We start from the raw sequence: 12323 nt of genomic DNA, 5'->3' as shown, positions 1-12323 counted from the left end.
AACGGCTGTTTTGAATTTTATCACTTGATATGTTAAAATAGACTTGCTCAAACGGGCGGGAGTAGCTCAGTTGGTAGAGCACGACCTTGCCAAGGTCGGGGTCGCGAGTTCGAGCCTCGTCTCCCGCTCCATTTTTTTGCCAAATTTTATTCAGAAGGAGTTTATATCATGGTCAGACTAGCGGAAGAGTATTTTTTCATCGGTGAAAGAGCAAGTTCCAAAGCCAAGATCGAAAAGATCGTCGGACGGCAGATCATGGATTCCCGCGGGAACCCAACGGTCGAAGTCGACGTTATCCTCAAGGACGGAACCCTCGGCCGGGCGGCCGTCCCCTCCGGCGCTTCGACCGGCTCCAATGAAGCGCTCGAGCTCCGCGACAAAGACGACAAACGCTACGGCGGCAAAGGGGTCTACACCGCCGTCAAAAACGTCAACGAAAAGATCGCTCCGAAACTGCTCGGAATGCCGGTCCACCAACAGCTAAAGATCGATAACCTGATGCTCGAGCTCGACGGGACCGAATTCAAGAGCAACCTCGGCGCCAACGCCCTGCTCGGCGTCTCACTGGCGGTCGCCAGAGCCGCCGCCGCCTCTTACGGCGTGCCGCTCTTCCAATATATCGGCGGCGATAAAGCAACCATTCTCCCCGTTCCCAACATGAACGTCATGAACGGCGGCGCCCATGCCGGTTGGAACATTGAACTCCAGGAATTCATGATCTCCCCGGCCGGGGTCAGCTCGTTCTCCGATGCCCTCCGGGTCGGAGCTGAAGTTTACCAGAGCTTAAAGAAAGTCCTGAAAGATCGCGGCCTGGCGACGACCGTCGGCGACGAAGGGGGCTTTGCACCGAAACTGACCAAGAACGAAGAAGCCCTTCAAGTGATCATGGAAGCGATCGAAAAAGCCGGTTATGTCGCGGGTAAAGACGTTTATCTCTCGCTCGACCCCGCCTCCACCGAATTCTTTAAGGATGGCAAGTACCAGCTCAAGAGCGAAGGGCGCGCCCTCTCCTCCGAAGAGATGGTCAATATGTACGTTGAATGGTGCAACAAGTACCCGATCATCTCGATCGAAGACGGCTGTGCCGAAGCCGATTGGGACGGTTGGAAGCTCCTCACCGAAAAGCTCGGCGGCAAGATCCAACTGGTCGGCGACGATCTCTTCGTCACCAACCCGACCTTCCTCAAAAAAGGGATCAAGGCCAAAACCGCTAACTCGATCCTGATCAAGCTCAACCAGATCGGGACCCTCTCCGAGACTCTTTATACCATGGAGATCGCCAAGAACGCCGGTTACACCTACATGACCTCCCACCGGAGCGGCGAAACCGAAGATTCAACGATCGCCGACCTGGCAGTCGCGACTAACTCCGGTCAAATCAAGACCGGCGCCCCGGCCCGTTCTGAACGGGTCGCCAAGTACAATCAGTTGCTAAGGATTGAAGAAATTCTTGGAGATAAAGCGAAATTTATCGGGTTGGCGGGATTCAATCCAAAAAGATAGGGAAAGCTTTAAGCTTACAGCTTAAAGCTCTAAGATAAAAAAAAGAGGAAGGCTGGTTTGGCCAGCTTCCTCTTCTCTTATCTGATTATCTCTACTTGCTTACAGCTTTAAGCTGTAACTGTAAGCTATTCCTGTATCAGGTCGTACTTAACAATGCCGCGTTCGAGGATCTTCTTGGTGACGTTATTTTCGGGAATCTCGTAAACGATAACGGTTTCATCCTGGTAGAGGTTCATCGTCTTGCATTTCGGGCATTTGATCTCAACCCGGCTTCCATCCCCTACTTTGGCCAATAACCGATGGCAGAATTTACAACGAAAATCTTTTAACATAGCTCTTTCCTCCTCATAAAGGGTTTGTTTGGCTCCAAATGGTTATCGGGGGGCTTTCCTTGAAATTTCAGGGAATTTGCCTTGTTTTCTTTTCCCCGCCATTATATAATTCCTTCAGAAAGAAACAGGCGGTGTTATAGATGAGAAAAATAGCCGTTCTAATTATTAGCATTACTGTACTTTTTATTGGTTGCGCCCTAGCGGATCCTGGTCATTTTAGCCTCGAAACAAGTTACGGGATCATTAATAATTTTAAATATTGGAATAGCGCGTCCTCCGAATCAGGGACCGTTCTGAAAGTTAGTTACCAATACGATTTCACCGATTATTATACCGCCGCGCTGGAATTCGGTTTTATCGCCGATCAAAATGTTTTCAAAGAAGTGTTGGTCTCCACTCTAGTACAAACCGGCGCCTTTTTTAATGTGAGCCATCTTTTTTATCGTGATTATTTCGGGCCGGTCAAGCCCTATCTGCTTATCGGCACCGGCCTTTATGGTTCAAATTGTTTCTGGAAAAAAGGGACAACTTATTTCCAATTTGGGGGAAGCGATGTTTCAGCCGACTTAAACGCCGGTCTGGGAATGGATTTTAAGGTCCGTAATTTAAATTTAAATCTTGAGCTCACCATGCCGGCCTTGATCCACACCGCTTACTTGGGACATAATCCGGCCTACATTATCAGTTTGGGTGGCCAATTAAACTTTTAACCTTGCGCCCAGCCCCCTCCCCCCATATAATAAAGAGATGACAACCAAGCACATCATCCTAATCGATGGCAACTCCCTCGCCTACCGGGCTTTTTACGCCCTCCCTGACACGATGAGAACAGGGAGCGGGATCACGACCAACGCCATTTACGGTTTTACCACCATGCTGATCAAGGTTCTCGACGGTCAGCCCGATTTCGTCGCCATCGCTTTTGACCGGCCGGAACCGACCTTCCGGCACACTGAATATAAGGAATATAAAGCGACCCGCCAAAAAGCCCCGCCGACCCTGCATGAACAAATGCCCTACGTTAAAGAGGTCGCCGCGGCTTTCGGGATCCCCATTTACGAACTGGCCGGTTACGAAGGGGACGACATTATCGGGACCCTGGCGGTTGAAGCCGGCAAGGAAGGTTATGACGTCACGATCCTGACCGGGGACCTTGATCCTCTCCAATTGGTCAATGACAAGATCAAAGTCCTCGCTACTAGGAAAGGGATCACCGACACCCTCCTCTACGGACCAAAAGAGGTAGGCGAACGATATGACGGTTTAAAACCGGAACAGCTGATCGACTACAAAGCATTGAAAGGCGATACCTCGGACAATATCCCCGGCGTCCCCAAGGTTGGAGAAAAAACAGCCATCGAGTTATTAAAAGAATACGGAACTTTGGAAGGAGTTTACGAGAATCTCGAGAAGATAAAAAAGCCGGCCCTCAAAGAGAACCTCAAGAACAACCGCCACCTGGCCGACCTTAGCCGCCGATTGGGAACGATCGTCACTAACGCTCCGATCCAGATCGATTTCGAGCATAGCCGCCGCGCCCCGATCGATTGGACGAAGATCCTCCCGGTCTTCAAAAAGTTTGAATTTGGCAGTCTCTATAAAAAGTACAGCCAGGGCCTGATCGAATACCAGGAAAAGGCGATCGAACAAAAACGGGAAGAGATCGCCAAACTGAATTTCACCTGTGTCAAAGACGAGGCCGCGCTTGACCAAATGATCGGGGTTTTAGGCCGGGCCGAAGCTTTTGCTTTTGACGTCGAAACGACCAGTCTGGACACTTTTGAGGCGGAGCTGGTCGGAATCTCCTTCTCTTGCGAAAGCAAAAGCGCTTACTATGTCCCTCTCCAACACAAAAACCAAACCCAACTGCCGCTGCAGCCGACCCTGGAAAAGCTGAAAACACTTTTTTCGTCAGCGGCCTTAAAGATCGGCCATAATTTGAAATACGACATTGAGGTCATGAACAACCACGGAGTCGAAGTCGCCAATCCCCTCTTTGACACAATGGTCGCCGCTTATCTGATCGATCCGACCAGCGGCAAGTACGGGCTGAAAGCTTTGGCCAAACAGTTCCTCGGCCGGGAAATGATCGAACTACTGGAATTGATCGGCAAGGACGCCGGAAGCTTCAACGACGTGCCGATCGACCTGGCGACCGATTACGCCGCCAGCGATGCGGAAGCGACTTTCGGCCTCTACGAGATCTTTAAGCTCGCCCTTAAGGGACAACTGGAAAGCCTCTTTAATGAGGTGGAAATGCCCCTCCTCGCCATCCTGATCGAAATGGAAGAGACCGGGGTTAAAGTCGACACCAAACTTTTAGCCGAACAAGGCAAGGAAATCGATCTTGAGTTAAAAGATTTGGAACGTAATATTCACGCGATCGCCGGAGAAGTTTTTAACATAAACTCCACCAAACAGCTGGCCCAGATCCTCTTCACCAAGTTGCTGCTCCCGGTAATCAAGAAAGGGAAAACAGGGCCCTCAACCGACTTCGAAGTTTTAGAAGAGCTGGCCGCCCGCAAGTGCGAGATCGCCGAGAAACTGATCGACTTCCGCCAACTGACCAAATTGAAGAACACCTACATCGACGTTCTGCCAACCCTGATCAATGCCAAGACCGGCCGGATCCACAGCTCATTCAACCAGACGATCACCGCCACCGGACGGCTCTCCAGCTCTGAACCAAATCTCCAGAACATCCCGGCCCGCGGCGACTGGGGAAAAAGGCTCCGCTCCGTCTTCGTCCCGGAAAAAGCCGACCAGCTGATCCTGGCGGCCGACTATTCCCAGATCGAGCTTCGGGTCCTCGCCCACTTAAGCTCGGACCCGGTCCTGCTTGAAGCCTTCAACCAAGAGACCGATATCCACCAGCGGACGGCCGACGAGCTCGGCATCTCCCGCTCCGACGCCAAAACGGTCAACTTCGGCATTATTTACGGGATCTCCGATTTCGGCCTGGCCAAACAATTGAAGATTAAACGGACCGAAGCGGCGGCCATTATTGAACGTTACTTCGCTAAACACCAAGGGGTCAAAGCCTTTATCGATAAAACGATCAAAGAAGCCAGGGAGAACGGTTACGTCACCACCATGCTGGGGCGCAAGCGACCGGTCCAAGACATCAACAGCCCCAACGCCGGGCTCCGTTCGGCCACGGAACGGATGGCGATCAACACCCCGGTTCAGGGGAGCGCGGCTGATATGATCAAGCTGGCAATGGTCAAAGTAAATGAAAAATTAAAAATGCAAAATGTAAAATGCCGCATGATCATGCAAGTTCACGACGAATTGGTTTTTGAATGCGCCAAAGATGAAGTAGAACAAGCCGCCCGGATCGTGACCCGGGAAATGGAAAGCGCGGTTAAATTAGCAGTGCCGGTGAAGGTCGATGTCGGCAGCGGCAGGAATTGGGCGGAAGCTAAAAGTTAAACATTTCTCAAGGCCGTTTCAAGCTCTTCAATTTCCAACTCCCCCAACTGCACAAAACTAGTTATCCCGTCGGTAAAGCGAAGAATGGCCGCGATTTGCATCGTTTGGACTTTGCCGGCGTCGCCGCCGACCCCTTTCACGACTAAAGTAACGACCCCCATTTCTTGGCCGTTAATGATCTCTGTCCGGGAAAAACTGCAGGAAATATTCATTCCAAGAGAAAAAAGTTTACCGGTTATTTTCCCGATCAAACCGGGTTCATCCCGGCCGATGAGCTTGAAGCCGATCGGATCAAGCTTGGAAGAGTGGTCCCGGATCAAGGTCTGATACTCTGCCACAAAGTCGGCTAAAACTAAACCGCTGGTTTCGATCTCTCCCGAACCGACCCGGCGTAAATATTCCCGCCAGGAATGATAGCCGTTCCTGGCCAAGAAAACCCCGAAATAACTGGAAGAAACAAAGGCCTTGACCGGCAAGAAATAAGATTTAAGTTTCTCATGCAAATATTCCAGCGCTAAGCCCATCTTTTCCCTATCATTCAGCGCTTGGAAGTAACTCTTTATGCCCGCTTTGGCCGCCGGTGTTCTGACAAATTCCAGCCAGTTCAGGTTGGGACGCGCTTCCGGACTGGTTTCAATATAAACTCTGTCCCCGTCTTTTAACGAATCGGACAACGGCCGCTCTTTATGACCGTTGATCTCGGCGCTGACGGCCCGAAGCGCCCCCTCCGGCCTGAATTGCCAGGCAAAATCCACGGCGGTCGCCCCCTTGGGAAATTCGAATGGACGTCCCCGGTTCGGGGTGTAAACGGTGATCGGCGCGCTTTCGGCGGCAATAATCTTATATAGATCAGCTTCGTTTAAGCTGAATTCACGCCCCAGATGCTTCCGTAGCGCTTCCAGCCAGCGCCGGTTCAAACTGTGCCAGTCCCGGTCTTTCCGTACGCTCGCCAAGACCCCGCCGCGATATTCCCGGTACATCGTTCTCTCCCTGACTTGGATCAATAGCTGGCCTCCGGGAACTTGAACATAAGTGTGAAGAAAGCGATGTCCATTGGGACAAGCCTCGTAAACATGGTCCTCGATCTTTTGATTCTGCGCCGGACGATAATGCTGGTGGACCATTCCCTCCGCCAAATAACAATTGGAAAGTCCGGCTAACAGCGGCTCATCAGGCACAATAACGCAGACCCGCCAGATATCGTCGGCGGCGATATCGGTCAATTTCTTGCCGCGCAGGCCGAATCTTTGATAAAGTTCAAAAATCCCCCTGACCTCCCGTTTGATCCGTCCTTGGACCGGGGCCAGCTTCTCTTCCAAGTCAGCCAGTATACCGTTGATCTTAGCTTCACTTTCTTTGATGATCATGTCCCGGTGCTCTTTGATCGTTTGGTGAATTTTCGGCTCCAGATATTTAAAGGCCAAATCCTCAAAGTTCCGTTTCAAGGTCCACATCCCCAAAATATCGGCGATCCGGCTGTAAACATAAAGGGTCTCGGCCGCTTTTTTTCTGGCCGATTCGTTCTTTGTGTAAGCCAGCGTCCGCATGTTGTGCAGTCGATCGGCAAATTTGATGATCAAAACCGCCAGGTCAAGGGAAGCGGCATCAAGCAATTTACGCATGATATATTCCTTGGACGGTTTCTTACCGACATAGTCCGGCTCCTTCCCCAGTTCAGTAATGCCATCGACTAAATGAGCAACCCGCTCGCCTAAAAGACCGGCGACATATTCTTTATTGATTTTCCGGCCGTTTAACCAGCCGTCTTCGATCACGTCATGGCAAAGCGCCGCCGCAACCTCTTCCGCCCCCAACCCCCACCGCCGGACAATCTTGGCAGTTTCCATACCGTGGATAATATACGGCTCTCCGCTTTTACGGAATTGTCCGTAATGGGCCCGCCAAGCGAGATCAAAGGCCCGGTCGATCAAGGCCCTTTCGGTCTCCGTGCACTTTTCCTTCAATGATGAAGTGAGTTGGCTCCGGCAATGAGCGTAACATCGGTTCATTACCGCGAAGTCTTTTCCATCCAGGGTCGCAGTTAGCAGTTTAAACCAGTTCGGTAATTTCGCCGGCTTAACTGGCAGGCGTATAACCGGACCGTCACTTGACCCTTCGATCAAGCGCGGCCGAAAATAAGGGAGTATTAATTGGCTTGCCCTGACTGTTTTCATAATTAAGGGAATAAACCCCCTATTTCATCGCCGGGGGGAGGAAGAAATTTCAGGTTTGATATTTTTTGACCGCTTTTTCAATCTCATTGATCGGCAGTGCCAAGTTGGCAAAGATCAGCGCCGCTTTATTTCCGGCATTGTTCCTGATCAAATCAGACGAACGCCCCTCATTTTGGCGAAAATAAGTTTTGGCCGTTCCATAGCCCGACAAAAAGCCATGAAGGATAACGTCGTTTAACGTGAAAAAGCGCCCCTCTCTCTTAAATGAGTCGGGGGTAAAACGAGAAAACGCGTTCCAAAAACCGGCGAACCCCCGGTCAAACACCCGCTGGTCAAGCGAGGAAGAAAGATCGATATTTTGGCAAACGACCCTTTGTCCGTTCCTAACTTCGGCCGCCGTCGCCGATTCCAGCGTCGTAAAGTCAAACCTTATCCCGCCGAACCGATCTCTGGCGCCAATGATGTAAGCGTGCGCCAGCGCGATCCCGACGCCGAAAAATATTTTTTCGCGCAGCTCCGGTTGCTTTTCAATTTCGCCCAGCAAACCGTTTTCTTTGGCCGAAGCCAGATCAATGCCCGGCAGATAGCCGAAATATTCGTATTCTCTCCCTCTGGTCATGGAGTCGTAACTCGGCGCGCCGAGGGCCGACATTAACAGGGAGCCGGAGATTTCGTTGGCCGGATGGAGCGGCACCGGCCCTTCATCCTGCCAGAGGATGAACTGCTCGGGCGCGACTTTTTTAGCGACCAATAATTTCCCGGTTTGGTCGGCGATCAGATGCGGCGGATTGACGCGGAATTCTTCCTGCGCGAATTCTTTAGTATAGCGGGAGACGAGCGCTCCGGCCCGATCTCTTAAAACCCGGACCGCGCCGCTTGTGTCACGGGTGACAAATTCGGCAAATCTATTCGCTTCCGATCCCGCGAGATGTTTGATCGGGTCGGAAACGCAGCGGAGCGCCGCGCGAATGGCCTTAGGGTCCGGCGTTTTCGGCCGCAAAGCAGCGTTGATGATCCGCAAGCCCATTTTGTGCGATTCGATAATGCTCATCTCTTATCTTTATCGATAAAAACCGGCAATTATTTCACTAAAGTTTTCCAGGTAAGCTATAATAATTTATATGTATGAGATCGTAACCATTACCGCTTTTGACGAAAAAGGGAAAGGGCTCGGCCGGCGGGAAAATAAAACCTCGCTTCTGACCGTCCCGTTCGCTTATCCCGGCGACCGGCTGGCGGTCAACGTCACCAATCGAAGCAAAAAGCTGGCCGAGATCATCGAAGTCCTCGAACCCTCACCCGACCGGATCGAGCCCCCCTGTCCTTACGCCGGCTATTGCGGCGGCTGTCCCTGGCAGGGTTTGAGCTATCCCGCCCAGCTCAAGCACAAGGAAGCGTTGATCAAACAGCTTTTTGGGGAGAGCGAACCGATAATCCCCTCACCAAAACAGTTTTATTTCCGCAACCGGATGGATTTTGCCTTTGGCCCTAATTTCACCCTCGGCCTCCGTCGGGGAAAAAGCGAGGTCCTCGATCTCAAGGAGTGCCTTCTCCTCTCTGAAAAATGTAATCGGCTGATCGGCAAAATAAAAGAATTCACGGCCAAACACAAGCTACTGACCCACCCGGAGGGGCCGATGCGCCACGTCATTATCCGGGAAGGGAAAAAAGTCCCCAATACGATCTTGAACTTCCTGACCAATGAGAGCGGCCCTTTCCCGTTGGACAAGCTCTGGCCGGAATTGCAGGCTGAAGTTCAGGGGATCACCTGGAGCCTGAACCGCTCCCCGGCCGATCTTTCCGTCGGCGAGATCCAGGCGACGCGCGGCCAGGACCATTATTTCGACGAATTGAACGGCCTCCGCTTCAAGATCCCGGTCCAGTCGTTTTTTCAAACCAACCCGGAACAGGCGGAAAAGCTGATCTTGACCGTGGCGGAGTTCCTTGATTTACGAGGCGGGGAAACGCTGCTCGATCTATATTCGGGGACCGGCAGCATTGGGCTCTCTCTCGCTAAACAAGCCAAAACAGTGATCGGCTTTGAGGAAGACGCCGCCGCGACCGCCCTTTCGCTCGAGAACGCCCGCTTGAACGGGATCGGCAATTACTCGGCGACCGCCGGACGGGCGGAAGAGGTTCTCCCCTCTTTTGAAGGGCGAGTTGAAGCCGTGGTCGTTGATCCGCCAAGGCCGGGGCTGCACAAAAAGGTGATTAGGAAATTAGGTGAATTGAAACCGGAAAAATTGGTCTATGTTTCCTGCAACCCGCGGACGCAGAAAATCGACGTTGAGGCTTTCAAGGAGTTTGGTTATCGGATCAAACGCTGTCAGCCGCTCGATATGTTCCCCCACACCCCCCACCTGGAAAATATCCTGCTCCTTACGCCTTAGCCAGGTAACGCTCGCCGATGATCACCGCGGCAAAGTCATCGACCGGGACCGGCGGGAAACGCAAACTGACCGGGACCAGACGCCAGAAGCCGCGCGGCGGATTTTCCAGCCAGTATCGGGCCCTGGCTTCCCGGGTCGTGTTTTTTTCCGGGACCGCCGTCGTCACGATCCCCTTAAGGGTCAGCTCTTTTTGGAGGGCTTTGCCATTAGCGCTTTTCCCGATCACGACGGCGAAGGGAGCATCCTTCCGGTAAGCGGCAATAACCGCCTCAACGATCTCGCCCCGCGGCACCACCCGGCGTTCTTTAACCGCGCCGTCGTTGGCCATGACCGCCAGGCCGCATTTGTCTTTGCCCGGATCGATCGCCACGATCATTTGCCACCCGCCTTAATCTCGATCTCCAGCGGACCGATGGTATAAATATCTTTTTTCGCGACCACTTTCAGGACGACGTTCTTTTTGCCAACTTTGATCTTTTTCGCCAGCTCGAAGATCTGCGAATACGGGATACTGCCGATCGAACCGTTAGCGTCCGGCATGATCCCGGCGCTCCGGGCCGCGACATGGACAGTTTTCAGGAGGATCATGATCTCCTGCTGGGTCTGTTCATCGGTCAGATTGGCCGGGATCTCCCGCTGGCCGATCTCTTCGCCGGCGGAGTAAATCTTCCTGTTCAGTTCAAAATCAAAACCGGCCGGGACTTTCTCGCCCCAAAGAACATTCCGGCCGGCGATCAGTTTCACGATATAAAAATCAGTCTTACCGGCCAATTCGTCAACGGCGGCATCAAAATCATCGGACGCGACCGAGACTACTCCACCCGACGTTTTGATCCCCATCGCCCGCAGGCTTAGATCGGCGGAGGCAACAATCCGCTGCAATCCTTCAGTCAGCTTCTGCCGGTCGGAACCAGCCTGGATCAACGACAAACTGATGACATCCCCGTTCTTGAACAAGACCTGCCCCTGCCGCGTCGTCTTGATCTCCTTAGCCAGCTTCTCCCGCGCCAACTGCAAAGAAGCGGTCTCGTTCCTCGCCTTGGTCAGCTTCTCCTCCAGCACTTTCTGCTGTTCTTGCTTTTCTGCCAACTCTTTATTGAGCTGGACCAGCGCCTGGTTGGCGGTCTTGACCTCAACGTTTTTTTGATCGACCTGGGCTTTAAGCTTTTCCAGCCCCAGGATAGCGGTCCGGGCATCCTGGGAAATGGTGATCACGATCAGAAAAGTGACCAGCGCGATCAAGCTCCCGGAAACGACGGTGATCGCCATGGCGGTGTGGCGGGGACGGAGGTTGAAGATCGTCAAGCGGCGCTTGCCGATCGACTTGCCAACCAAGTTCCCGATGTAAGCGACCACCCCGCCGACTAAAACCAGCAAAATGATGATCTGCGCGATAAAGCTCATTATTTCTCCGAAGCTTTTTTCAGGATATACCAGGCGGCGCCGCCGGTCACGACGTTCGGCGCCCAGGCGGCAACCAGCGGCGTAAAGAGCTTCATCTCACCCAGCGACATGGAGAGAAAGGTCGCGATGTAGTAGAAAAAGATAACAATGATCGACAAGCCGAGACCGACCGAGCCGGAGGCCCGTCGGGGAGAGATGCCGAGCGGCGCGCCAAGCAAAGCGAAGACCAGCGAGGCAAAAGGGATCGACATCTTCATGTAAAGCTGGATCGTCAAGCTGGTGACGTCGGTCCCCATTTTCTGTTTCAAGCCGATATAATCCCTCATCTGGGCCATGGTCATGTCATCGGGGTTCCGCTCTTCGGTAAAAAAGTCGGCCGGCGTATATTTGATCGAGATCAGCTGTTCGTCGAACTTGATCAAATGCTTGTACTCTCCCCCTTCGAGCAGATAGACGGTCCCTTTTTTGAACAGCCACTGGCTTTTAGCCGCCTGCCACATTGCCTGGTCGGCATTGATCAGCTGGACCAGCTTGCCGCCGGAAAACTCCTGGACGATCACCCCCGCCATTGCCCCCCCCTGGATCGATTCGGCGTAGAAAATGCGGCGTAGTTCCCCCTTTTCCAATTCGGGGACAAAGACGTTCTTTTGGAACTTCGGCTTGGTCTGAACGGCGGTCGAAAGGACCAGGTTCTTGGCCGCTTTGTTCGCCTCCGGGACCACGATCTCGGAAAAAGCGATGTTGGTAAAAGCGACCAATAGCCCGAGCGCGGCGACCGGCACGATCAACCGGTAAAGAGAAACGCCCGACGCCCGGAAAGCGATGACTTCGGAATCGTGCGACAACCGGGAAAAAGCCAGGATCGCGCCGAGCAAGGTCGCCATCGGAAAAATGATGATAATGATGGCGGGCAATTTAAAAGCAAAAAGCTGAAGCGCGACGATCAGCGGCATTCCCTTCAGAACAACCGCTCTGACCAGATCGAAAAGAATCATGGAGGCCGAGAGGATCGCGGTAAAAGCGCCGAGCCCAAAAAAGAACGGCTCGAATAATTCCTTGAAAATATAACGGTCGATGATTTTGATCAT

General features: G+C 52.6%; 10 protein-coding genes and 1 tRNA gene. 5 read left to right on the top strand and 6 right to left on the bottom strand.

Annotated features, from left to right (window positions below):
- Positions 1 to 55: 55 nt before the first annotated feature.
- Both WC772_00580 and eno read left to right on the top strand, forming a co-directional pair.
- Positions 56 to 131, top strand: a tRNA-Gly gene (locus tag WC772_00580).
- 37 nt (positions 132 to 168) lie between these two features.
- The gene (eno, locus tag WC772_00575; protein ID MFA6169253.1) at positions 169 to 1503 is read left to right on the top strand and encodes a phosphopyruvate hydratase; all 1335 of its coding nucleotides are present in this window, start codon (positions 169 to 171) and stop codon (positions 1501 to 1503) included.
- A 125-nt stretch (positions 1504 to 1628) separates the two neighbouring features.
- Here the strand turns inward: eno and WC772_00570 are convergent, their stop codons facing one another.
- On the bottom strand, positions 1629 to 1835 hold the full coding sequence (locus WC772_00570; GenBank protein MFA6169252.1) for a Com family DNA-binding transcriptional regulator: 207 nt from the start codon (positions 1833 to 1835) through the stop codon (positions 1629 to 1631).
- Positions 1836 to 1975: 140 nt separating this feature from the next.
- Here WC772_00570 and WC772_00565 point away from each other — a divergent pair, with 140 nt between their 5' ends.
- Both WC772_00565 and polA read left to right on the top strand, forming a co-directional pair.
- On the top strand, positions 1976 to 2545 hold the full coding sequence (locus WC772_00565) for a hypothetical protein (protein MFA6169251.1): 570 nt from the start codon (positions 1976 to 1978) through the stop codon (positions 2543 to 2545).
- Between the two features lie 37 nt (positions 2546 to 2582).
- Positions 2583 to 5267 carry a DNA polymerase I gene (gene polA / locus WC772_00560; GenBank protein MFA6169250.1) on the top strand — a complete coding sequence of 895 codons (2685 nt, stop codon included), beginning with the start codon at positions 2583 to 2585 and terminating at the stop codon, positions 5265 to 5267.
- Here the strand turns inward: polA and WC772_00555 are convergent.
- A complete protein-coding gene (locus tag WC772_00555) occupies positions 5264 to 7441 on the bottom strand; it encodes an HD domain-containing protein (protein MFA6169249.1) in 2178 nt (725 codons plus the stop codon). The two genes, polA and WC772_00555, sit on opposite strands and share 4 nt — an antisense overlap.
- A gap of 49 nt (positions 7442 to 7490) precedes the next feature.
- A complete protein-coding gene (locus tag WC772_00550) occupies positions 7491 to 8492 on the bottom strand; it encodes a hypothetical protein (GenBank protein ID MFA6169248.1) in 1002 nt (333 codons plus the stop codon).
- Between the two features lie 70 nt (positions 8493 to 8562).
- On the opposite strand from WC772_00550, the gene rlmD reads away from it, so the two are divergent.
- Positions 8563 to 9831 carry a 23S rRNA (uracil(1939)-C(5))-methyltransferase RlmD gene (rlmD, locus tag WC772_00545; GenBank protein ID MFA6169247.1) on the top strand — a complete coding sequence of 423 codons (1269 nt, stop codon included), beginning with the start codon at positions 8563 to 8565 and terminating at the stop codon, positions 9829 to 9831.
- Here rlmD and WC772_00540 read toward each other — a convergent pair.
- From WC772_00540 to WC772_00530, 3 genes are read right to left on the bottom strand one after another with little or no spacing between them, the layout of a single operon-like run.
- Positions 9821 to 10207, bottom strand: a complete 387-nt coding sequence (locus WC772_00540; protein MFA6169246.1) for a pre-16S rRNA-processing nuclease YqgF — start codon at positions 10205 to 10207, stop codon at positions 9821 to 9823. The two genes, rlmD and WC772_00540, sit on opposite strands and share 11 nt — an antisense overlap.
- Positions 10204 to 11235 carry a DUF3084 domain-containing protein gene (locus WC772_00535; GenBank protein MFA6169245.1) on the bottom strand — a complete coding sequence of 344 codons (1032 nt, stop codon included), beginning with the start codon at positions 11233 to 11235 and terminating at the stop codon, positions 10204 to 10206. Before WC772_00535 ends, WC772_00540 begins: the two co-directional genes overlap by 4 nt.
- On the bottom strand, positions 11235 to 12323 hold the full coding sequence (locus WC772_00530; GenBank protein MFA6169244.1) for an LptF/LptG family permease: 1089 nt from the start codon (positions 12321 to 12323) through the stop codon (positions 11235 to 11237). Before WC772_00530 ends, WC772_00535 begins: the two co-directional genes overlap by 1 nt.

The sequence above is a fragment of the Candidatus Margulisiibacteriota bacterium genome, from assembly GCA_041661965.1.
Taxonomy (GTDB): Bacteria; Margulisbacteria; WOR-1; order O2-12-FULL-45-9; family XYB2-FULL-48-7; genus XYB2-FULL-45-9.
Note: the sequence above shows the minus strand (reverse complement) of the source record. Positions and strands in the feature narration are given on the sequence as shown.